We start from the raw sequence: 23,121 nt of genomic DNA, 5'->3' as shown, positions 1-23,121 counted from the left end.
GGGTATCTATTTTTCTTATGCCCTCAATTAATGAAATCAGAAGCATCAACTCCCCGCTGCAAGCAAGCAGCAATTACAGTGTTCATCATAAGAAATGCTATTGTCATCGGGCCAACTCCACCAGGCACTGGAGTAATAGCTTTGACTTTTTCTTTTACTCCCTCAAAGTCAACATCACCCACAAGCTTACTTTGATTTCCTATGTTAATGCTATTTATGCCAACATCAATCACTATTGCACCTTTTTTTATCCAATCTGGTTGAACAAAATTTGGCTTTCCAACTGCTGCAACTACTATATCCGCCTTAGAGCAATAATCAGCTAAATCCCTACTTTGTGAATGCAAGATGGTAACAGTGCAATTTTCTTGCAACAATAGGTGAAACATTGGCTTACCCACAATATTTGATCTGCCAATGATTACCGCATTTTTACCGGACAGATTATTTTCAACTGACTTAATTAAATGCAAAGAACCTTTGGGAGTACAAGGTATCAGACAATTTTTTTCACCTTTAACTAACCTGCCAACATTCTCATCATGAAAGCCATCTACATCTTTTTCAACACTTACTGTATTAATTATTCTGCTTGCACTGATGTGCTTTGGTAAAGGTAACTGAACTAAAATTCCATGCACAGATGAATCTTCATTTAATGTATTAACTTTTTCAATCAATTCATCTTCTGAGATACTATCAGGCAAAACAATAGTTTCAGAACTTATGCCTATTGATTCTGCTTTTCTTTGTTTATTACGAACGTAGACCTGACTTGCTGGATTGCTACCCACAAGAATTACTTTAAGACAAGGAAAAACATTATACTCTTTCTTTAAAATATCAATTTTTTTTGATAGCTCCTCACAGAGATCATTTGCTATTTTTTTACCGTTAATAATAATTGACATTTCCTTGCCACTCCTTGAAGTCAGGTAATGAGATATCAAATAAATTCAATACTTTACCAACAGCATGATTTACAATATCATCCAAAGATTTTGGTTTAATATAAAAAGCAGGCATCGGCGGAGCAATAATTGCTCCCATCTCCGTTAGTTTTAACATATTTCGGAGATGTCCAAGATGTAGTGGAGATTCTCGCACCATAAGAACTAATTTTCTTCTTTCTTTTAGAGTTACATCTGCAGCCCTTGTTAATAGATTGGAAGTCACCCCCGATGCTATTTCAGACATTGTTTTCATAGAACATGGAGCAATAACCATACCTGAGGTTTTAAATGAGCCGCTTGCTATTTTTTCTCCTATTTTTTCTTCAGAATAGTAAAAATCTGCAAGCGACATAATATCTTCAAGTTTTTCTTTAATCTCATGAGCTATAGTTATTTTTCCAGCACTGCTGATCACTAAATGAGTTTCATGATTGGTATTTTTTAGTGCCTCTAGAATCCGTACACCGTAAATAGAACCAGATGCTCCACTTATTCCAATTACAATCCTACTATTCACCTTCGTAATTCATTCCCAATGCACGTTTGTAGGTATCAAGTAATATTTCCTGTTCCTCCCTGTCATCATCATCCATCTTTCTTAGCCTAATAATCTGTTTCATCACTTTTATATCCCAACCTTCATCTGCAGCTTTTGCATATACATCACGAATGTGATCTTGCACATCCCTCTTTTCTTGTTCAAGTTTTTCGATTCTCTCTATATAGCTCTTCAAATCTTCAGCCGTTATTTTTACTGTATCTTCCATAGAACCCAACTAATTAATTGCTACTACAGTATTATCAGTTTTTACTTGTACTTCAATCATAGTAATAATATTTTTATCTTTTTTTAAAATCTTAAAGTAAAAACCGTACATGGAAAACTCTTCATTTTCTTCAGGAATGCGCTCTATCTCGTTTACAATCATACCTGCTAGAGTTGTAGCTTCTTCATCAGGAAGATCCCAATGTAACTGTCTATTAATATCCCTAATAGTAGATTTTCCTTCTATGTGATACATATTATCGGATATCTTTTTTATAAAATTCTCTGTGATCAAATCATGTTCATCTGAAATTTCTCCAACTATTTCTTCCAGTATATCCTCAAGAGTTACGATTCCCTGTAGTGCTCCATACTCATCAATAACAAATGCAAGGTGTTTCCTGTTTTTACGGAAGTTGTGAAGTTGTACACTGAGTGGCGTACTTTCTGGTATAAACCAAGGCTTTGACATAACTTTGGCAATCTCTATTTTATTATCCTTTTCACGCAAGGCATTTATTAGATTTTTCACGTGAACCACTCCAACAATATTATCTGGTTCTTTTTGCCATAAAGGTACTCTGCTATGGCTACTGGTTAAAATCTCTCTTATTAACTCTTCTTTGTTTCGATCTATATCAAGAGAAAATAAGTTTCTCCTGTGGGTCATAATTTGTGATATTTCTGTCTCAGCCAAATCAAGTATACTATTTAGCATATCTAAATCCTGTTGTAACATAGTGCCCTCACTGCGGTGAAGAGTAATCATATTACGCATTGCATCTGCTGCAGATATTACCTCCCTATTCTTATGAAGCCCACATAACTTCAGAATGATATTGACAATAAACTGAATGCCTAATGTCAATGGAGAAAGAACCTTGACAAAAAACAGCATAAAATAAGCAGAAAGTAATGTAAATTTTTCAGGATTTTGCATGGCGTAAGTTTTTGGTAAAACTTCACAAAATAGCAAAATACAAAACGTCATCATGAATGTTGAAAGAAATATGCCCTCACTCCCAAAAGAATTTATAAATATTACTGTAAATAAAGCAGAGCAAGTAATGTTAATAATTGTATTACACAGTAATATTGTTCCTATTGTTAATTCTTTTTTACCTAACAAAAGCTCTATTATCTTGGCTTTTTTGTTACCTTCTAGCTTTAGTTTATTCACTCGGGATCGGCTAATTGAGGTTAACCCTATTTCTGCTCCTGAGAACAAAAACGATAAAATCAATAAGAAAAAAATTGCTGACAATACTGAAATCAATAACCAATCCATTAAAGTATGATGTTATTGCGATATAGAAACAGAGTTGATTTTATATGTTGTAAGAAGCATTTGCAAGTCTATATATCTTTAATATAAAAAAAATAAATCATGAAATATATCACACACTGCATTCACATGCATATTCTCAACAACAAGTGGAGGAGTTATTCTTATTACCCTATTATTTAAAATTTTAGTCATTATTAAGCCTTTGTCAAGAGATTGTTTAACAATTTTATCAGCCAACGGTACTCTAAGCTCTATCCCTATCAATAAACCCTCCCCACGAACTTCTGAAACGATCTTCGGAAATTCTTCAGTCAAAGGCAACAACTTTTCTTTTAGATATTTACTGACCTTCTTAACATGGTCAAAAAAGCCTTCCTTTAGCATTACATCGAGTACTGCATTACCAACAGTCATAGCAAGTGGATTACCTCCATAAGTTGACCCATGAGTTCCTGGAGTGATTGCTTCTGCTATATAATCTTTTACTAAACATGCAGCCAGAGGAAACCCATTACCCATAGCCTTCGCACAAGTGAGCATATCAGGTTCAACTCCTATATTTTGATAGTAAAATAGAGAGCCAATCCGTCCATATCCGCATTGCACTTCATCAAAGCATAAAATTATTCCTTGAGCTTTTGTTATCTCTCTTACTTTTTTAAGATACTCTACGTCCAATGGATGTACTCCGCCTTCACTTTGTATGGGCTCTAAAAATATGGCAGCTGTTTCGCTATTGATTTTCTTTTCTAATGCTTCAATGTTATTTCTTGGAACTTTATCAAAACCAGAAAGGAGTGGAGCAAAACCTTCGCGTGATTTTTCATTTCCCCCAGCTGAAATTGCAGCAATACTGCGGCCATGAAAACCTCCTTCAATTGTAATGATGTGACTGCGCTTTTCTTGTCCATTTAAGTAGAAATAGCGGCGAATAAATTTAATTGCAGCTTCTGTTGCTTCAAGTCCACTTGAGCAGAAAAAAACTTTATCGGCAAAGGTAAGTTCTGTTAAACGCTGAGCAAGCCTTTCCTGCTGAGGAATAGTAAAAATATTAGAGCAGTGCCATAATGAATCTAGTTGCTCCTTCAGTTTATCTGTAATGTATGGATGACAATGCCCTAGAGAGGTTGTAGAAATTCCTGCAGCAAAGTCTAAATATTTTTTACCATCCTTATCGAAGAGATATACTCCTTCTCCTCTAACTATAGAAGCTTCAGATCTATTATAAGCGTTAACAACATGATCCATTTTAAATATTATCTATAGTGCATGAAAAAGCTTTCCCTTAATATTGCTTAAACTAAAAATTGGGCTAATATTATACAGTTCAACATAAAACTCAGAAATTTAATATGTAAAAAAGTAAAACTACACCAATTCACATTCAGCAAAAAAGAAAGCTATTTCTCTATGAGCGTTCTCTAGACTATCAGAACCATGCACTCTATTTTCACTAATATCATTAGCAAAATCACCCCTAATTGTACCTTTATCTGCCTGTTTTGGATCTGTAGCACCCATGATTTGTCTGTATTTACTGACTGCATTTTCACCGATTAAAACTTGAACTATCACAGACCCAGAAGTCATAAATTCCACCAACTCTCCAAAAAAAGGCCTATCCTTATGAATTTCATAAAACAGCTCTGCTTGTTTTTTTGTCAGCATCATCATTCTTTGTGCTATAATTTTTAGTCCAGATTTTTCAATGTAAGAATTTATACTGCCTGTAATATTATTTTTTACTGCATCAGGTTTTAATATTGAAAGTGTTCTCTCAATTGCCATATTATTTCCTTATATTAAGATCGTATATTTATAGATTTATTTTATTATAAACTTTGATTTGATAAAAGCAATTTTTCACTTATAGTTAAGAATAAACCATCAAGGAGATATTGTATGGGTTACTGTCGTAAAAAGCTAGCAAATAATCTTAAGTCATCAATTTTTTGCGGGACAAAAGGGTTTTTAACTTTTAATTTGGCATTTTTGAGTCATTTAGAATATAGCATGTATAAATCCACCTCTTCTACTAATCCTCAACAAAAGGGAAATGCTGGAGAGTTTAACAAAAGGCAGGCTTCTAAGCTTGCACTTGCTGAGGATACAGATGGTCGTTTTATTGCACAAGAAAAAAACTCTAATCAGCAACACAATCCTCTAAGAGAAGGTGCTGTTTTTGCGATGAAAAGGAACATCATTCCATTTTTTGAAATGATCACCGTAGCACCGTTTGTTTGTTTTGTACTGCCAGCTATGATAGGAAGTATGAGCCTCATGCAATGTGCACTTTTATGTGCTGCGTTGATGATTGCCACATGTTTTGTTGTAAGAACTTGGCATTTGCGTGAGAAGTTACTAGAAAAGATCACCGATCATAGTAGAGAAGAAATAGATAAGGGATTTAAGAAGGATACTATAAAATTTCCTATTTTTGATCAAAACAGGAAACATATCGAGTATAGTTCGCCTAACCAAGGGCAACTACTGAATGAAACAAGTAGTACCTCTCTTTTCGTTAAAGTTTTACTTTTCCCCTTTACGGTTCTTCTGAAGGCTCTACAAAGCTGCATAATGATATCTTTGGCTGCTGTTGAACTTTTTGAAGCAGTGCCAAGTTTTTGTGTTGATGTGGTTTTTGATAGAAACTTTGTATCTACACAGAGTAACGTGAAGAGATCTGGCCATCTATTGTATGCTAGTGTGAGAAATTTAGTGCCTGTAACTAAACTTGATGGGTGTGTAGCTGATTTTATAGGCAAACCTGAAGAAAGGTGCTGTCAGTGAAGAAGGCAGTAATCTTATTTAACCTAGGCGGACCTGATTCACTAAGTGCAGTACGTCCTTTCTTGTTTAATCTATTTTATGATAGAAGAATAGTCAATCTACCCAATCCTTTCCGCTTTCTTTTAGCAAAGTTTATCTCCAAAAGGCGAGAAAGTACTGCACAAGAAATATACGAGCACATTGGAGGTAAATCGCCAATCTTGGAGAATACGAAAGCACAAGCTGATGCTTTAGAACTAAAATTAAATGAAAATGGAAACCATGTATATAAGATATTCATCTGCATGCGTTATTGGCATCCATTTGCTGATGAAGTTGTTAAAAGCGTAAAGCAATTCGATCCTGACGAAATCATTCTGTTACCACTATATCCGCAATATTCAACCACCACAACTCTATCATCCATCGAGAATTGGCAAAAAAATGCCAAACTGGAATGTAACACAAAAACAATTCACCATTATTATGACAATGAAGACTTTATTGAAGCTCATGTTAATCTGACGTCTAAATATTATAAATTAGCTAGCAAAATCGGTAAGCCAAGAGTCCTATTCTCGGCTCATAGCTTACCTCTTAGTATCATTAAAAAAGGCGACCCTTACGCTTCACAGATAGAAAAAACAGTAAAATTAATAGTAAAAAAATTGAATATTGAAGATCTTGATTGGGGAATATGTTATCAGAGTAAGGTTGGCCCTGTAAAATGGTTGGAGCCTAGCACTGAAAGTGAGCTATCACGCGCAAAAGACGATAATATACCTGTAGTTTTATCACCTATATCTTTTGTTTCTGAGCATTCTGAAACACTGGTTGAACTTGATATAGAGTATAAAGCAATTATCAAAGACGGATATTACTTTCGCGTACCAACTCTCAGTACTGATCTCTTATTTATCAAGTGCTTGGCCGATTTATGTTTAGATCACTCTCAAAGTACTGATTTATAGCACTTTTCTTTTTAGATTTTTATAGTATAATATTAAAAAGTTATTATTTTATTATCTACTTATGCCAAAAGGTAAGCCAAATACATTTATAGAAAGTATACATGATGCTCACAATCATGATATTAGAAAGATGTATTGTATTGCAGTAGGTTTAACAGGCATATTGTGTAAAATTTCATTGCAATTCTGTTGCGAGTTTATTGATAACAACAGATCCAATATTTGCACTGTATTAGATATTTCTAAGTTCATAAAACTACCAACATCAATAATATTTGCTCTTCATCTTGGGCTAAATCTAGCTGGATATAAATCTAAAAAACTTCAGAATGGTAAAGGGGGAAATGAACCTGAAAAACCAATACAGGTTGTGGGTAGCTTAGCCTTCTTGGCAAACTGTGTCATAGGAATATTGATGCAGACAAAAATCATTCATTTCTTAGCTAGAAACAACAAGGATGTAATAAGTTATATTAGCTTAACATCAGCAGTTCTATTTCTATTTTCAGAATGCATAAACTGTTATTATACATGGAAGAAGTATCTAGATAATAAGGATTCTGAAAAGTCTGCTAAATATGGCAAAGAAGTTATTTTTAGCACATTCGCTTTGTCATTGGGCTTGTTAAGCTTCATATTAAAAAGAATGGAACTTCCAACCATACCAATAGACTTGGGTGGTGGCATAATCTATAATTTCAACTTAACTGTTACGGTCAGTTTGATACTAAGCATAGCATATCTAGTATCAAACATCGATAAGTTTGTCAATCAACCTAATAATGGTACTGATCCTTCTACTGGACTTGATGACGCTCACCATATTCAGCATAATGGCAGCATTGTAGAAATTAATTATTAGAGATGAAAAGACTTAATTTCTACTGCCAATGCTAGCACTGCTAATTTGCTAACAATATTCCAAAGTGGCAAAGTTTTATTTTCTTGGCTGATGTCATAAAATTCACAGTCAGTGGAATTCAAGCTAGAATATACATCTTTCCTGCTATTACATCGGTATAAGTAACATGTTGGAGTATCTCCTATATAGTATATTAGCGGTTCTGCAGAACTACTTTTAAATATGTCAATAGTTGGTACACCTTCTTGTATAATAACACTATTGATTGCTATTCCTTCTTTTATCTTTTTCATTTTATGACGCTTTTTTTTATTGAGATTTAATATTTCCTTTCCACTTGTTGCTGTTATAATGCCCATTCCATATGTGCCATTGCTTGCTTTGATAAAAACGTAAGGTTGTGTTTTTATTTCATATTCCTCATATTTTTTTTGCACTAGAGATAATATTTGGTCAACTTTAGTCGCTACTGCTCCTAGTGATGAATCATCATTAAAGTCAACTCCATTACAGCTTTCTGTAAGCACAGAAATAAGCCATGGGTCCATTTTAAATTCGCCACAAAATTCGGACACTAATTTTTGATAGATTTCAAAATATTGAAATTTCTGCCTACTGTGCCAGCCATATAATGGACTTGGCACTATCTCTTGTTTTACGTTTTCTAGCGTGTCTGGAATGTGGCTCGTCATATCACGATTCAGTATAATAATATCAGGCACAAATCCTGAAGTTGTCTTCAGCAAAGAGTTTTCTTTCACAACAGTTTCATACTGTTCTATTAAATTGTACGTTTCATTATGAAAGAGGCCAATTCTAGTTTCAAAACCTGCGAGTTGCAGTACCTTTTCTATAGCAAATACATTTTCTATATACATTTTATTTCGTGTGTAATTCTCCGGTATTATAAGGGCCTTTTTATATTGTTTTGTTTCGAAGTAGCTTTTTATCAATTTTGCTGCTATCGCTTTTGATACTTCACTTAGGTTATTAAACCCTGCAGGAAATAAATTGGCGTCTACTGGAGCAATTTTGTAGCCTGAATTCCTAAGATCTATGGAGCTATAAAATGGTAATGTAAAACCATTAAATTTTGTTTTGAACCAATTATTTATATCTTTTTCCAGATTTGGATGAATTATGTTTTGCATCTACACTTTAAATGTTATAAGAAAAGTACTATATTATAAGTTATAATCTTAATATAATATAACGAATTAAAATAACAAAAAAATGATTCATCATGACAGCAGTAAAATGTATGGTACTACTATACTGTCAATTAGAAGAGACAAAAATGTAGTAGTAATAGGTGATGGGCAAGTCTCGCTAGGCCATACCGTTATAAAATCTGGAGCAAAAAAAGTTAGGCGTCTTTCTGGTGATTCCGTAATTGCCGGTTTTGCTGGAGCAACAGCTGATGCATTTACTCTCTTCGAAAGGCTAGAATCTAAACTTGATAAGCACCCAGGACAGTTAATGAGGGCATGTGTTGAACTTGCAAAAGACTGGAGAATGGATAAATATCTAAGAAAATTAGAAGCTATGATGATCGTGGCAGACAAGTCCATTTCATTGGTCATTACAGGAACGGGTGATGTTCTTGAACCTGAAGATGGCATTGCAGCCATTGGCTCTGGAGGAAATTTTGCTTTATCTGCAGCAAAAGCTTTGATTGACGTTGAAGGAATATCAATAGAGGAGATTGCAAAAAAGGCTATGAAGATAGCTGCCGATATATGTGTTTATACAAACCATAATCTAATTATCGAAAAAATAGAGGAGTAATATGTCAAGAACTTTGTGTGCTAATTTTTCTAGTCAATCTGTAGTAGGTCAATTTGATAATAATGATGACTATAATGAGAAAAATAGCCTCTATGAAAATGAAGGTACAGGAAGTAGCAGCATTCAAAGCTCACAAGCTTTATTAGATGATCTACCACCACAGAAGATAGTTAAAGAATTAGACAGATTTATAATCGGGCAGAATGATGCAAAGCGCGCTGTTGCTATTGCACTCAGAAATCGTTGGCGTCGAAATAAAGTCCCACTTCCACTACGTGAAGAGATTATACCTAAGAATATACTCATGATAGGCCATACGGGAGTTGGTAAAACTGAAATAGCTCGCCGTTTAGCAAAGCTTGCTGGTGCACCTTTTATAAAAGTTGAAGCAACGAAATTTACTGAAATAGGATATGTTGGACGTGATGTTGACTCGATAATACGTGATTTAGTTGACGCAGCAATAGTTTTAGTTAAGGAAAAAGCACGTAAAGCCTTAACTAAAAAAGCTTTAGGTTTGGCTGAAAAGATAATAGTCAACTCCATGGTTGGTGAAGATGCAACCGAGGAAAGCAAAAAAGTTTTCAGAGAAAGACTGAGAAATAAGGAATTTGAAGATGGAGAAGTTTCTATTAACGTCAGGGAGAGCAAGGGTATGCTACCCACTTTTGATATACCTGGTATGCCAGGTGGGCAAATTGGTGTGATGAACGTAACAGAAATCGTGGGCAAGATGTTTAATGGGAGCAAAAAAACAAAAACTATTACAGTTAAAGTGAAAGAAGCACGTGAAATATTGATTAATGAAGAAAGCGAAAGGTTAATGGATGAAGACAAGATAATCAAAGAAGCGATTGATCTTGTTAGCAATGAAGGCATAGTGTTTTTAGATGAAATAGATAAAATTGCAGCACGTACAGAAATAAAAGGTGAAGTCAACAGAGAAGGAGTGCAGCGCGATCTGTTACCATTACTTGAGGGAACAACTGTTTCAACTAAGTATGGCCCCGTAAAAACAGACTATATATTATTTATTGCATCTGGTGCTTTTCACTTATCTAAGCCATCTGATCTTTTACCAGAATTACAGGGTAGATTGCCAATTAGAGTGGAACTTAAGGCGCTTACTCAAGAGGATTTAATAAAAATATTAAAGGAACCAGAATCTAGTTTGTTAAAACAGTACATAGCTTTAATGAAAACGGAAAATGTAACACTTGAGTTTACTGATGATGGTATAGAAACTATAGCTGAAATAGCTTTTACAGTTAATAGAGAAGTAGAAAATATAGGTGCAAGAAGACTTCATACTGTCATGGAGAAGCTTTTAGATGAAATAAGTTTTATCGCTTCTGAAAAAAATAATGAGAAATTTGTTATAGATAGCAAGCACGTAAGAGATAAGCTTGAATCAATTTCAAAGCAGCTTGATTTATCTAAGTTTATACTTTAGAAGAAACTTTTTCTTTAAGTAATATATAGCACTCAAGAAGTTTTATTTTTTCTTACTTCATAATTCTTTAAGCTATTTTTCAATAGTAGAATTCAAGCTTAAATCAATTATTGCAATATCACAATCTATGCCTTTTGTTAACACATCAGTTAAAAGATCAGGTGGAGAAAGAACTGTTCTTTTATTACCAGCTCTCATTCCCACAACTCCAAGTTCTATAGCAAGTGGTATTTTTTTGTCACCAACCTTAAACTGCACTATTTGATCTTTGATTATATACTCACCATTATGTCTCTTTATGCTATATTGAACTGATATCTCATCGCCACATTTTACTCGTTTTCCAGTTTTGTTAATTAAGTCATTAAAAATCATTAAGTTATTTACTGAATCAGGATATTTATCTTTTACTTCAATCAGTTTGATGTAATAAGAGTTAAAACTCATTTTGTTGTCATCAGCGGCAATAGTAACTACACGCTCTCCACCTTCTTTCATACCTATTACCCCTAAACTCACTTCTTTTAAGTAATCCTGACCTATTTTCAAATTGACATCAGTCGGAAGTAGCGTTGCCAGATTGTTGGATATTTTGTACATTTGTAGCAGGACTTCTTGGCCACAGAAAGCCTTACTGCCGCTGCCTTCAGTAATTTCATAAAAGTTTATCGTCTCTTCTTCCTTTTGCTGTGTTATTTCTTCTAAATATTCTGCTAGCCCATGCTTTTCAATATAGCGATCAAGTGCTGATTCAAGTATGGGCTTTACTAGATAACGTGCTATCGTCTGTGTTAAACCATCATGTGTGGCATTTATCTCGTAAAGCTTGTCCTCTTTTTCCGGTTTATCTTTATTTATATAAACAATAGTGATTATAAAAACAGAAGATAAAGTGAGAACCATTACTAGAAAGATAAATATTTGTAATATAATTTTTTTAACCATCTTTTTTTACTTGATTCAATAAATCATATAAGTCATTAGTATTCCCTGAAAGCGTACTTAAATTATCTGAGGCCTGTTTAAAGAGACTATCTATATAGTTTTCCATTTCATTTTTGCCAAGCACGGACATTAAATTGTTTGTTTTATCTTGCTCATAATCTTCAATATCATCCTTAGCTTGAAAAATAAGCCCCAGATTTATTCCATAGTTATATAACGCTCTCCGCTCCTTGGTTGTAGCATTGCCTATTATAGCCCCTATTTCGCATGAAGCCGCAAATAGTTTTGCAGTTTTCATCAAATGAATTTCCTTTATTTTATTCAAATCTGCATCTATATCCAAAATCTGTCCTCCCACCATTCCCTTCATTCCTATTGCTTGAGAGAGCACTTTTATGATCTCACAATTTAACAAAGATAATACCTCAAAAGCCAGGGTAAGTAATGCATCTCCGGCCAGTACTGCTGTTGCTTCACCAAATTTTTTGTGGCAGCTTGGCTGGCCTCTGCGGGTGTCACTGTTATCCATACATGGCAGATCATCGTGAATGAGGGAGTAAGCATGAATAAATTCAATTGCTGCTGCTGCTGTTATTGCTTTTTCAACCTTTATGTTGAATATCGACGAAGATGCTATAACTAAAAAAGAACGTATATGTTTTGCAGGAGCAAGAAGCACATAACGCATAGCTGATATAAGTTTATTCTCGCTATTTTCAGGTAAGAGCTTATTCACTTCTACAACAAGCAAATTTTTTGTTGTTTCGTCTAGCATTTTTAAATTTATTAACTATCGAGTGCTAAGAGATAGGAAGTTTTTAATAGTTTATATAATCATAAAAGCTATTGCAAACATCAAAATTTCTTATAACATCAGAGAATAGGTTATTTTTTAGTAAGAAATGAGCGAATTGGCAAAAAGCACTAGGGAAGATATAGAAGAAAAAGTAAAGAAGATTATACTAGAGCACATCAGTAAGGATGTAGAGGGATTTGGTAGTTCTTCAAAGCTTTCAGACCACGGCACAGATAGTTTAGATGCAGTTGAAATAATCATGGCAGCTGAAGAAGAATTTGGTATAGAGATTCCTGACGAAGATGCACAAAAAATGGAAACTATGGAACAGATAGTTGAATATGTAGTAAACAAAGCAAACAATTGATGTTGAATGAGCAGAAGAGTAGTAGTTACCGGTGTTGGCTTAATTACTCCACTAGCAGCAGATGTTAATAACACCTGGTCAAAGCTGAAAGAAGGTAAATCTGGCATCAAAGCAATCAATACAGATAGGTTCGACTCTTCTGATCTTGCTTGTCAGGTTGCAGGGCAGGTATCCTACAACGCTGAAAGCTGTTTTAATCCGCTAGATTATATTTCTGAAAAAGACCTAAAAAGAACAGATCGTTTTATTCACTACGGAATTGCAGCAGCTGTTCAGGCAGTAGAAGATTCACTAATTTTGGAAAATAAAAATATTAATAAAGAGCGAATAGGTGTAGCTATTGGTTCTGGTATAGGTGGTCTTCCGTCAATTCAGGAAAATGTAATTACCATGCAGGAGAAGGGGCCTAGACGTGTCAGTCCATTTTTTGTTCCTGCAAGTCTAATAAATTTAATATCTGGCCATGTTTCTATTAAATACGAATTTACAGGTCCAAATGACTCAGCGGTCACTGCATGTGCAACAGGTGCACATGCGATTATAAACTCAGCAAGAGCTATAAAACTCGGTGAAGCTGACATTATGATTGCAGGCGGAGCAGAAAGTGCGTTATGCAGAGTTGGAATTGCAGGTTTTGCATCGATGAAGGCGTTATCAACTAAATTCAATGATAATCCTGAAGAGGCCTCAAGGCCATGGGATGAAGAACGTGATGGATTTGTCATGGGCGAAGGAGCAGGTATATTAGTGCTGGAAGAATATGAACATGCAAAAAAAAGAAAAGCAAAAATATATGCAGAACTCACTGGATATGGGTTAACAGGAGATGCGCACCACATCACAGCACCACATCCAGAAGGAAGAGGCGCACTTAAGGCAATGGAACTTGCTTTAAGGAGTGCACAAGTAAGCCCAAGTCAAATTGGGTATATCAATGCACATGGAACTTCAACAAAACTTGGGGATAAAGTTGAAGTAATAGCAATGAAGCAGTTATTCGGTGACTATGCCTATAAAATACCTGTTTCCTCGACTAAATCTTCTATAGGACATTTACTTGGTGCCGCAGGAAGTGTTGAAGCAATATTTAGTATCCTTGCATTAAACAATGGAATTGTTCCACCAACTTTAAACCTACACAAACCTTCAGAAGGGTGTGATTTAAATTTTGTACCACTTAAAGCTCAAGAGCATAAAATTCAATATGCGCTTTCTAATTCATTTGGTTTTGGTGGTACCAACGCGTCTCTCATCTTTGGAAAGGTGTAGTTAATTATGCTATTTTGAATCGACTACGAAAATGTTATTCGAGTAGCTGAAACTAGAATCCAGTTAAATTGGTCAGCATAAAAGTAATGTTGAAATATAACATTTTGATGATGATGAAGAAATGGATCCCAGTGTCAACTACTCGAATGACAGAAGAAGAAAAAGCAAAATTTTGCCTTTTACCGCTAACCTATTATACTTACTTGATAAGTTCTATCGCTTGATTAAATGCATAAAATATTAGTAAGAAGTAACCATAAGCCCTTGATTGGAAAAATCAAGATTAATGGTTCAAAGAATGCAGTCTTGCCAATAATGGCGGCAAGCTTGTTTAGTAATTCTTCAATAACTTTGCATAACGTACCTGATTTAATTGACGTGCATTTGATGTCTGAGCTGCTTAAGAGTCTTGGTGCAGAAGTAAATTTTATATGCAATAAAGACTATAAAGCAAATCACACTTTGGAAATTGACTGTAGCAATATCAATAACTATTTAATATCACATGAAATTGCAAGCAGACTGCGAGCATCTTTTTTAATGCTAGGTCCAATGCTCAGCAGATTTGGTAGAGTTTCAACAGTATTTCCTGGTGGATGTAATATTGGAAAACGTCCTGTTGACATTCATATCAAGGCACTTGAAGCAATGGGAGCTAAAATTGAAATTGATAGCTGTAATATAACTGCAACAACAAAGGGGAAATTGCAAGGCAAAGAAATAACATTTGAAAAAGTGAGTGTTGGTGCAACAGAAAATATAATAATGGCAGCAACACTTGCAGAGGGAGTAACAATAATAAACAATGCTGCAATCGAGCCGGAAGTTCTTGATTTAATAGAGTTTCTGAAGATTATGGGTGCCAATATTGAAGTTAATAATACAAAAATCACAATAGAAGGTGTTGAAGCATTAAATGGGTGTGAGCATAAAATAATACCAGATCGCATAGAGGCCGGTACTTATGCTTTGGCTGCTATCATTACCGACGGCGAGCTAAAGTTAGAAGGAGTAAGTTTGTCTGATATAGAATGTATTGCAAATGAATTGAAGACTATAGGAGCCAGAGTTGAGTTACATGATGATGGTATTATTATTTCTAGAAAAAATGGCTCTATTAAATCTGCTCACGTTGCAACAAATCCATATCCCAACTTTCCCAGTGATATGCAACCACAACTAATGTCTGCTATGTCAATTGCAGGTGGAATATCAATCATTGAAGAGAACGTTTTTGAAAGTAGATTTGCACATGCAAATGAGCTAAGAAAATTAGGTGCTAATATCAGCATCGAAAAAAATAAAGCTACTATAAGTGGAATAAAGAGCTTATCTGGAGCTAATCTGCATGCTAATGACTTAAGGTCAACAGCAGCTTTAATTCTCGCTTCTTTGGTAGCTAAAGGAGAAACTACAATAAATAACTCACATCATTTATGGAGAGGCTATGAAGCAATGGACGAAAAACTCAATTCATGCGGGGCTGATATTTTCGTTTCATCTTGAGGATATATTATGAATGAGACAACTAAGCGAACTACAGTAAAAGAAATAGATGACATTCTATACGAAGAACATAAAGTATTAGATCATGGATTTGTTCGAGTAATTGATTATATGGGCTCTGATAGCGCCATAGTTCAAGCTGCTCGCGTTTCTTATGGAAAAGGAACAAAACAGATAAATCAAGATGAAGCGCTTATAAAGTATTTGATGAGGCATCATCATACAACTCCATTTGAAATGTGTGAAATTAAGTTTCACGTGAAACTTCCAATTTTTATTGCAAGACAGTGGATAAGACACAGAACTGCAAATGTGAATGAATATTCCGGAAGGTATTCGATACTTGATAATGAATTTTATATACCAGAACAGGTTGCAAAACAATCTGATAATAATAAACAAGGCAGCGGTGAAGCTTTTGACTCAAGTACTTCAAAAGAAATAATAGATTCTCTAATAAATGATTCTAATTTAGTATATTCTCATTATGAGAAATTTATTGAACAGGGCCTTGCAAGGGAAATTGCCCGAACTAATCTAACACTTAATTACTATACTCAGTTTTATTGGAAAATAGATTTACACAACCTTCTTCACTTTTTAAGGCTTAGAGCTGATCAGCACGCCCAATATGAAATTAGAGTCTATGCAGAAGTTATGTTGGACATAGTAAAGAAATGGGTCCCGCTGGCCTATAATGCTTTTGTTGAATACTCGCTAAAATCAGCCTGCATTTCAAAAACTGGTCTTGAAATAATTCGCAAGCTAATAAAAGGAGAAAATGTTGCGAGAGAAGAAAGTGGCATGGGTAAAAGAGAATGGGATGAGCTGATGTCTATACTTGGTAAATAGCCAAAAAGATCGAGTTATGTCCTTTCACAGACTTGCAGGTGTGAGCAACAATTTATTCATACCTTTATCAACTGATATATCAATTATTTTTGAATTTGTTCTTTCTGTTGTTTCATAAAGTTTTTCAGCTTTCTTTGAAATCAGTGTTGCATTTCTAAGTCCAATATGAACTTCGCAATAATCTGCAAAATTTTCAACATACATATCATATGAATAATGGTTTACAGCAAGTTCCATTACCCTACAAACTTCCTCTAATGTAAAATTAGCAGCTCCTGTATCAGGACAAAAGCCAACCGCTCCTTTATTAGGGTCAAAAAATATGTATTTATCATTCTCTGCTTTATACACCAACATAGAATGCCCCTCATCCTCAATGACATCTTCTTCATTACAAGCATAGCAAAAATAACTAAATTCTAAGTAGCATCCTATCTTCACATCATTTAAGAAACGTTTGATTTGTTCTTGGTTAGTATAGACCCATACTTTTGTTGAAGATAGATCGTTACATAATTGCTTATATATTATCTCATCATAATAAAATGGATCTCCTTCTCGCCTTTTAATGCCCTGAACATCAATAATAGGTAAGAATTGCGATAAAAACTGCATCATTAATAACTTAATCGTTTGTTCTTTTTTTCCATTAATATAATTCATAAAATCTTGTTCAGATATAATATTATCAGACTCGAGAAATGCAACAAAATCTTGCCTATTCTCTAATTTCATAAAAGTAATAAGGTAATTTAATGAGTGACATAACCCTTCTTTGGGATCAAAACTTAAAACTTCTTCAAATCTATCTTTTAATTGTACAATTTTAGATATACTATCTGACATGCAATTATTCAAATCAAATTGAATGGCTTGCTCACTTTCAAATAATTTATTATATTGTCTTTCAGCTGATAAACTTGGTGCTTTATACACATATCTACCATTTTCTTTACGTATACTTTTTATGTTTTTAATGATACCACGTTCTATGTTTTTGCTGATAGCCATTTTGTGCTTCCTTATGGTGTCAAATTTATTTAAAAAATCCGCAATTTCTTCCTTTGAAAATGCTTGTTCAATTTTTCCATTCTTAGTTTTAAAAAACAATCTAATTCTAGGATGTTTTTTATCAGTATAGACTTTTAATACAATAGATTGAGCAATGCGATTAACATATTTTGGCATATTGGTTATTAAGATATTAACTATATATCTTAATAATAGTATAACCTACACCACTTGTCAATTAATATATTAGTAAATTAGTACTATTTATTATATAAAAAAGTAAATTACATAGTGGATGGTCAGTGCTTAACACTGGAATCCAGGAATTTTGATTCTAAATTTGGTATTGATTTTAAATTAAAATAAATGTTTGTGATGAGATTATATGAAAAACTGGATCCCAGACTGGGATGAAAAGAGAAGGAAACACTGGGATGAAAGAAGATGAAACCACTGGAACGTTTATTTTTGAAAGTAAATTGCATAGCAGATGGTCAGTGCTTGACACTGGAATCTAGTTTCACCTTATGATGGTTTTATTCAAGTAGCCTCTATCCAAGTGCCCCTTTGGTGTCATCAGAGTAGCTGACACTGGGATGGCTTTGTTGCATCACACTTTATGAGATGGTGATTTATGGTAAATTCATGTAACTATCTCAAATTTAGCCACACCAATATCAGTGAATTTATTAAGCAAATAGCATTTAGTTCTTTTTCTCGATTTATCTCAGATTTATTCCTAAACAAATACTTGCTTCAACCTTGAGAAAAATCCTTCTATGTAAGATCTTTTTCCATAATTTACTTCTTTTTCCATTCTTTCATGCCATCTTCACCGTATAATTTTTTAACCTAATAGCAGCATTTCTGTCAGACATATAATCTATTTTTGAATGTTCTGCTGCATCCTTTTTTGGTAGAACTTTTGTTTTTATATCGTATTTCTTACACAATTTATAAAGTTTTTGCCTATCGTATGCCCTATCTGCATATAATGCTTTTATTTTGTGCTGAAAATTAACTTCTTCAAGCAAATCGCAAGTGGTCAGAGTAGACGCCATTACTGTATCTTGCAGCTATAGCTTTTTTACTATTCACACTTAACATAACATGTAACTTTCTTACTTGCTCGTAGCTTCGGTACTTTCTATCTGCACTGTTTTCCTTACTGTGGCCAGGAGTGTTACTGTAAATTTGTGCTATCTATGATAATTTCAATATTTTCCATGTTGCTTTTATCAATCCTGCAATCATTTATCTTAATATTAAGTTTTTTTTGATGCTTGTTAATAGCTGCAAATTTTTTCCTATTTGTTGCAGATATCCTTTTACAAACCCTACCGTTTGTCTTAAGTCAATTCTAAAAAGATTAACGATTATATGCACCAAAATCACAACTTTATCACTATAAATATAGTTGCCGCCCTGCATTTTTGGACTATTTTCATACCAATTTTCGATAGCTTCATCGATGTAACGAAAAATATTCCCCCTTTTTTCAAGGAATTTGTTATATTCGTTTTGGTTACTGACTTTCATTTTCTGTGGCATATTTTTTCTTCAACAGTGAAAAAGCCCACTGGGATCCAACTAAGTTACTTTACAACGTTTTTCGCACAAAAGGACTGGATTCTAGCGTCACGCGCTAGAATGACATCAACTTTTGAATTCCAGTTATGCAAGAAATCTATTCATTTGAAACTTGTTTGAGAAACGTAGCTATAAAAACCGCAGGTACCAGTTGGTTTTTATTAGCTAAAGTAAAGGTCAAATATCTGGAATTCTGGACATAAAATCCCCCTGTAAAAAAGATTAGAAAAAAATGCAGTGCACATACGACAGATATACACTGAAGAATACATTTTTAATAAGTTTGATTAAAAAGTCTGCAGACTAAAGATAGATTTTGAGCTCTTAAAATATCTCTATTTGTAATTATAATGAGATTGAAAATATGCGGAAGTAATTTTTTGTGTCCGCTTAGCAGGGTAGCAAAATAAGATAGACAGATACATTAAAACGCTCTTCAAATGTATCAACTCACTCCTCGGTCTTCTCCATTAACTTGTTCAGCACTTGGATTCTTCACTTCAGGACCTGGCTTTACTGTGTTAACTTTGTCATTAACTTTTCGTTCTACCTCTTCTATTTCACTAACAATGGCCATAATTGCAGGTTGAAATTTCTCCATAAGTTCCTTAAGTGATTGTTCATCACTTTCATGAGTACTGAGGCCCTTTTCCAGAAGTTTGTTCATATCATCTTCTGAAAAATTTTTAATGGTTCTATCTTTTATTAATTCCTTTATGGCCATTAATTGCTCTTTGTTTTGAAGCATTCTTACCATTTTTAGATTATTAGAAAGATTGTTTTTAATTCCTTCTTGCGTTTGTACCGTATCAGTTTCTATAATACGCTCATACAAGTTATTTTTGAACTTATCAAAATTATTCTCTCTTGCTTGAATCGTAGGTAATTTATCGATCACATCTTTCACAAAACTTTTCACTGCTTTTCCTGCTTCAACCGCACCTTCTTTTATCTCACTTCTATCCTGATATATGGCATAACCAATAGCAGCTATAGCAAATAGTGCCATAAATCCTACAAATGCTGCTCCACCAACAATTAATGCACCGGTCACTCCTCCTACTGTTAATAAACCTGCTAGTGCACCCGTCAATATTGTAAATGCTGCTACACTTATAACTTCTTGAGCTAACAGTGCATTGCCTAAAGTTTCAAGCTTTTCCTCCATTACTCGATTTTTACCAACTTGCTCAGCTAGTTTTTTGAATTTCTCTTCTTCTGATAATCCTTTTGACATAGCTGCCAAAAATTCTTCGCTTTTCCTACTACTTAATAAAAGAATTACGCTTCCCTCTTCAGTTAAATCTCGATCTTTTAAATCTTTATTTTTATCCAGAAAATTTTTTGCTTCTTCTTGTAACTTTTTACTTCCCTGAATAATTTCAAGTACACCTTGTGTAAGATACTCACTGTTGCCAGTATCTACTTCACCACCTTGTACCATATTCAATTCCTATAAATTATAAATATGCCTAATTATATATACTAATCATTAATTATATTATAATTGACATAAAATAATTACTCCTTTCCAAATATGGAATTTGTATTACAATACCTAGATTATATGAAATCAAGGTATTTTATGGGTGAGAAAAAATTAAGAGCTGCTGTGGTTTTATCAGGATGCGGCCACCTCGACGGCACAGAGGTGAGAGAAGCGGTTTTAAGTTTGCTTGTGCTTGATCAGCAGGAAGTCGAAGTCACATGTTTTGCTCCTGACGTTGACATTACACAAGTTATGGATCACAAAACAAAAGAGGCAGTAAAAGAAAAAAGGAATGTACTTGTAGAAGCAGCAAGAATTGCAAGAGGTGAGATAAATGATTTAAGAGAAGCTAAAGCTGAAAATTTTGACATGCTAGTCGTACCTGGTGGATATGGAGTTGCGAAAAATTTATCTGACTTAGCTGAAAATAAAACAGTAATGCCTGAGTTTGAAAGATTAGTCTCAGAGTTCTTTGTTGCAAAAAAGCCAATAGGAACTATATGTATATCTCCAGCCGTTATTGCTTCAATTTTAAGTAGCAAGATAAGTAAAGAAGAAAGTAAGATTAAGGTAACTATAGGAGACGATAAAGAACAGTTAATAGAGAAACTCGGCGGCGAACATATAAAATGCGATACAGAGTTATCAATAGAAGATGAAAAACATAATGTATTTTCCTGCTCTGCTTATATGCGTAATGACGAAAGTATATACTCTGTATATCAAGGAATAAAACACATGATTGACAGTATGGTGAAAAAAATTAATAAAAAAACCAAACAACCATTTCTCTAAAGTGTAGTTTCTTATACAATTAATTATGTTATACTTCCAGTTGCATTATTGCTGTAGCCAAAGTAATCTATAGTTGCTTATTAATGATGAATTGTATTTAGTATATAAATTTAGTTCTTTTTTTTTATAGATTTAAATATGTTAGATCTTTTTTATATTGAAAGTGAGTGTTGTATAGATGGTCAGTGTGATACTTATGCAGGAGAAGTGAGTATTAATGATGTCATGTTGGGCAAGTTTAGTCTAAATTCATACAGTGGGAAAAAAGCCATGGTAAATCTAGACATCGTTACATTCGATATCCATATTGCTATGGATGGCCAAGATGGAAGGACAATAACAAGAGACCTCAAGGGTCCTGAATTTGTAATTAAAGATGACGGTTCCTGGTATATTAATAAGAATCTTGGTAATGATAAATTTGAAATTATAGTAAAGCAGTCATGATATGAAACATAGTGAGCGGAGCTTGCTTTTTAGCAATGTTTACATACTTACTTAAAAAATGGAGATTATCTTAGCTGAACCACGCGGTTTCTGTGCAGGGGTTAAAAGAGCTGTAGACATATTAGCAATCACTTTAGAGAAATACAAAAATGAACGCCAAGTTTATGTACTACACGAAATCGTTCATAATAAGTATATAGTAGAGGACTTCAAGAAACAAGGAGTGGTTTTTGTAAGCAGCATAGAAGACATTAAAGACAATAGAGGAATATTGATCTTTAGCGCACATGGAGTGTCGAAAAGTATAGAGGATGAGGCAAAAAGAAAGGGTGTTCAAGTGATTGATGCAACATGTCCATTAGTTAGCAAAGTACATAAAGAGGCAAAAAGGTATGAGGATAGTGGTAAAGAATTAATTCTAATTGGACATGAAAATCATCCAGAAGTTAAAGGAATTATAGGAAGAGTAAGTAATCCTATATCTCTAGTGCAAACTATGCAAGACGTATACAATTTACAAATCAAAGATCCAGATAATTTATCTTATGTAACACAAACCACGTTAAGTATTGACGATACCAAAGAAATTATTGCTACACTGAAGCTCAGATTTCCAAGCATTACAGGCCCCGACTTAAAAGATATATGCTATGCAACACAAAATAGGCAGAACGCTGTTAAAAAATTGGCTAAAATTACAGACGTAGTGTTAATTGTAGGAAGCAAAAACAGTTCAAATTCAAACCGTTTATTAGACCTGTGCATTTCCACAGGAAAAAGAGCCTATTTGATTGATAATTATAAATGTATGAACAAAAATTGGTTGCAGGGCGCAGAAAAAATAGGAATTACTGCAGGTGCTTCTGCTCCTGATATATTAGTTGATGAGCTAGTAAATTACTTAAAAATAAATATGAATACAAAAGTTTCAGTCATGCCAGATGGATTCACTGAAAATGTTCAGTTCAAGTATACTAAATGGTAATGTGCAACAACGTGCGTCAAATCAAGTCTTTAGCTTAATTCAATTTTCAGTCTGTTGGAGAATAAAATATCAAGCTGAGATATAATTAATCCTCGTTTGTCAGGTTAAGTTGTGTTTAGCACAAATATAAAAAACCTTCATCATACAAAAGGGTTAATATTACTACTAATTTTATCAAAAACTTATAATATAAGTAATATTGTCATCTAATGTTTAATG

General features: G+C 33.9%; 25 protein-coding genes. 12 read left to right on the top strand and 13 right to left on the bottom strand.

The genetic code is table 11. The annotated features are described in order from the left end of the window. Window positions 1-23: 23 nt before the first annotated feature. The 6 genes from folD to ndk form a co-directional block, all read right to left on the bottom strand. The gene (folD, locus tag AAGD65_RS00275) at window positions 24-911 is read right to left on the bottom strand and encodes a bifunctional methylenetetrahydrofolate dehydrogenase/methenyltetrahydrofolate cyclohydrolase FolD (protein WP_264682858.1); all 888 of its coding nucleotides are present in this window, start codon (window positions 909-911) and stop codon (window positions 24-26) included. Further along, window positions 895-1,470: a UbiX family flavin prenyltransferase gene (locus tag AAGD65_RS00270; RefSeq protein WP_264377496.1), complete on the bottom strand. Its 576-nt coding sequence runs from the start codon at window positions 1,468-1,470 to the stop codon at window positions 895-897. Before AAGD65_RS00270 ends, folD begins: the two co-directional genes overlap by 17 nt. After that, window positions 1,463-1,720 (bottom strand): DUF2312 domain-containing protein, encoded by a 258-nt coding sequence (locus AAGD65_RS00265; protein WP_006014634.1) that lies wholly within the window; start codon window positions 1,718-1,720, stop codon window positions 1,463-1,465. Before AAGD65_RS00265 ends, AAGD65_RS00270 begins: the two co-directional genes overlap by 8 nt. Window positions 1,721-1,729: 9 nt before the next feature. Further along, the gene (locus AAGD65_RS00260) at window positions 1,730-3,007 is read right to left on the bottom strand and encodes an HlyC/CorC family transporter (protein ID WP_029237684.1); all 1,278 of its coding nucleotides are present in this window, start codon (window positions 3,005-3,007) and stop codon (window positions 1,730-1,732) included. Between the two features lie 78 nt (window positions 3,008-3,085). Next, the gene (locus tag AAGD65_RS00255; protein ID WP_264377497.1) at window positions 3,086-4,255 is read right to left on the bottom strand and encodes an aspartate aminotransferase family protein; all 1,170 of its coding nucleotides are present in this window, start codon (window positions 4,253-4,255) and stop codon (window positions 3,086-3,088) included. A gap of 120 nt (window positions 4,256-4,375) precedes the next feature. Continuing rightward, window positions 4,376-4,795 (bottom strand): nucleoside-diphosphate kinase, encoded by a 420-nt coding sequence (gene ndk, locus AAGD65_RS00250; protein WP_264377498.1) that lies wholly within the window; start codon window positions 4,793-4,795, stop codon window positions 4,376-4,378. Between the two features lie 114 nt (window positions 4,796-4,909). Here ndk and AAGD65_RS00245 point away from each other — a divergent pair, with 114 nt between their 5' ends. The 3 genes from AAGD65_RS00245 (at window position 4,910) to AAGD65_RS00235 (ending at window position 7,609) form a co-directional block, all read left to right on the top strand. Continuing rightward, window positions 4,910-5,797, top strand: a complete 888-nt coding sequence (locus AAGD65_RS00245) for a hypothetical protein (RefSeq protein WP_341810934.1) — start codon at window positions 4,910-4,912, stop codon at window positions 5,795-5,797. Next, window positions 5,794-6,747 (top strand): ferrochelatase, encoded by a 954-nt coding sequence (hemH, locus tag AAGD65_RS00240; RefSeq protein ID WP_264682856.1) that lies wholly within the window; start codon window positions 5,794-5,796, stop codon window positions 6,745-6,747. The genes AAGD65_RS00245 and hemH overlap by 4 nt, the downstream gene beginning before the upstream one ends. Before the next feature lie 61 nt (window positions 6,748-6,808). Further along, window positions 6,809-7,609, top strand: coding sequence for a hypothetical protein (locus AAGD65_RS00235; RefSeq protein WP_264682855.1), 801 nt, complete (start codon window positions 6,809-6,811; stop codon window positions 7,607-7,609). On the opposite strand, the gene gshA is transcribed toward AAGD65_RS00235, so the two are convergent. After that, the gene (gshA, locus tag AAGD65_RS00230; RefSeq protein ID WP_010406439.1) at window positions 7,606-8,760 is read right to left on the bottom strand and encodes a glutamate--cysteine ligase; all 1,155 of its coding nucleotides are present in this window, start codon (window positions 8,758-8,760) and stop codon (window positions 7,606-7,608) included. The genes AAGD65_RS00235 and gshA overlap by 4 nt on opposite strands. An 82-nt stretch (window positions 8,761-8,842) precedes the next feature. Between gshA and hslV the strand changes: the two genes are divergently transcribed. Together hslV and hslU are read left to right on the top strand one after the other, a co-directional pair. After that, complete coding sequence (gene hslV / locus AAGD65_RS00225) at window positions 8,843-9,397, top strand: ATP-dependent protease subunit HslV (protein ID WP_010406442.1); 555 nt, start codon at window positions 8,843-8,845, stop codon at window positions 9,395-9,397. Window position 9,398: 1 nt separating this feature from the next. Beyond that, entirely contained in the window at window positions 9,399-10,850 is a 1,452-nt protein-coding gene (gene hslU / locus AAGD65_RS00220) for an ATP-dependent protease ATPase subunit HslU (protein WP_264682854.1), read from the top strand. Window positions 10,851-10,922: 72 nt separating this feature from the next. Here hslU and AAGD65_RS00215 read toward each other — a convergent pair whose 3' ends face one another. Both AAGD65_RS00215 and AAGD65_RS00210 read right to left on the bottom strand, forming a co-directional pair. Further along, window positions 10,923-11,795, bottom strand: a complete 873-nt coding sequence (locus AAGD65_RS00215; protein WP_264682853.1) for an FKBP-type peptidyl-prolyl cis-trans isomerase — start codon at window positions 11,793-11,795, stop codon at window positions 10,923-10,925. Then, window positions 11,788-12,570 carry a polyprenyl synthetase family protein gene (locus AAGD65_RS00210; protein WP_264682852.1) on the bottom strand — a complete coding sequence of 261 codons (783 nt, stop codon included), beginning with the start codon at window positions 12,568-12,570 and terminating at the stop codon, window positions 11,788-11,790. Before AAGD65_RS00210 ends, AAGD65_RS00215 begins: the two co-directional genes overlap by 8 nt. A 127-nt stretch (window positions 12,571-12,697) precedes the next feature. On the opposite strand from AAGD65_RS00210, the gene acpP reads away from it, so the two are divergent. From acpP to thyX, 4 genes are all read left to right on the top strand, one after another. Continuing rightward, on the top strand, window positions 12,698-12,958 hold the full coding sequence (gene acpP / locus AAGD65_RS00205) for an acyl carrier protein (protein ID WP_010406451.1): 261 nt from the start codon (window positions 12,698-12,700) through the stop codon (window positions 12,956-12,958). 6 nt (window positions 12,959-12,964) lie between these two features. Continuing rightward, window positions 12,965-14,227 carry a beta-ketoacyl-ACP synthase II gene (fabF, locus tag AAGD65_RS00200; protein WP_264682851.1) on the top strand — a complete coding sequence of 421 codons (1,263 nt, stop codon included), beginning with the start codon at window positions 12,965-12,967 and terminating at the stop codon, window positions 14,225-14,227. A gap of 228 nt (window positions 14,228-14,455) precedes the next feature. Then, a complete protein-coding gene (gene murA / locus AAGD65_RS00195; protein ID WP_264682849.1) occupies window positions 14,456-15,733 on the top strand; it encodes a UDP-N-acetylglucosamine 1-carboxyvinyltransferase in 1,278 nt (425 codons plus the stop codon). 9 nt (window positions 15,734-15,742) lie between these two features. Then, window positions 15,743-16,585, top strand: coding sequence for an FAD-dependent thymidylate synthase (thyX, locus tag AAGD65_RS00190; RefSeq protein ID WP_264682847.1), 843 nt, complete (start codon window positions 15,743-15,745; stop codon window positions 16,583-16,585). 24 nt (window positions 16,586-16,609) lie between these two features. On the opposite strand, the gene AAGD65_RS00185 is transcribed toward thyX, so the two are convergent. The 4 genes from AAGD65_RS00185 to AAGD65_RS00170 form a co-directional block, all read right to left on the bottom strand. Further along, window positions 16,610-17,773 carry a hypothetical protein gene (locus AAGD65_RS00185; protein WP_264682846.1) on the bottom strand — a complete coding sequence of 388 codons (1,164 nt, stop codon included), beginning with the start codon at window positions 17,771-17,773 and terminating at the stop codon, window positions 16,610-16,612. A gap of 644 nt (window positions 17,774-18,417) precedes the next feature. Further along, on the bottom strand, window positions 18,418-18,657 hold the full coding sequence (locus tag AAGD65_RS00180) for a transposase (RefSeq protein WP_264682682.1): 240 nt from the start codon (window positions 18,655-18,657) through the stop codon (window positions 18,418-18,420). A gap of 193 nt (window positions 18,658-18,850) precedes the next feature. Further along, window positions 18,851-19,147 (bottom strand): transposase, encoded by a 297-nt coding sequence (locus AAGD65_RS00175; RefSeq protein WP_264682683.1) that lies wholly within the window; start codon window positions 19,145-19,147, stop codon window positions 18,851-18,853. A 484-nt stretch (window positions 19,148-19,631) separates the two neighbouring features. Next, window positions 19,632-20,630 (bottom strand): hypothetical protein, encoded by a 999-nt coding sequence (locus AAGD65_RS00170; protein WP_264682845.1) that lies wholly within the window; start codon window positions 20,628-20,630, stop codon window positions 19,632-19,634. A 141-nt stretch (window positions 20,631-20,771) separates the two neighbouring features. Between AAGD65_RS00170 and elbB the strand changes: the two genes are divergently transcribed. From elbB to ispH, 3 genes are all read left to right on the top strand, one after another. Then, a complete protein-coding gene (gene elbB / locus AAGD65_RS00165; protein ID WP_264682844.1) occupies window positions 20,772-21,470 on the top strand; it encodes an isoprenoid biosynthesis glyoxalase ElbB in 699 nt (232 codons plus the stop codon). Window positions 21,471-21,608: 138 nt separating this feature from the next. Further along, on the top strand, window positions 21,609-21,917 hold the full coding sequence (locus AAGD65_RS00160) for a hypothetical protein (RefSeq protein ID WP_264377506.1): 309 nt from the start codon (window positions 21,609-21,611) through the stop codon (window positions 21,915-21,917). A 58-nt stretch (window positions 21,918-21,975) separates the two neighbouring features. Further along, window positions 21,976-22,902: a 4-hydroxy-3-methylbut-2-enyl diphosphate reductase gene (gene ispH, locus AAGD65_RS00155; protein WP_139686676.1), complete on the top strand. Its 927-nt coding sequence runs from the start codon at window positions 21,976-21,978 to the stop codon at window positions 22,900-22,902. Window positions 22,903-23,121: the final 219 nt, after the last annotated feature.

Source organism: Wolbachia endosymbiont (group B) of Chesias legatella, from assembly GCF_964026945.1.
GTDB lineage: Bacteria > Pseudomonadota > Alphaproteobacteria > Rickettsiales > Anaplasmataceae > Wolbachia.
Note: the sequence above shows the minus strand (reverse complement) of the source record. Positions and strands in the feature narration are given on the sequence as shown.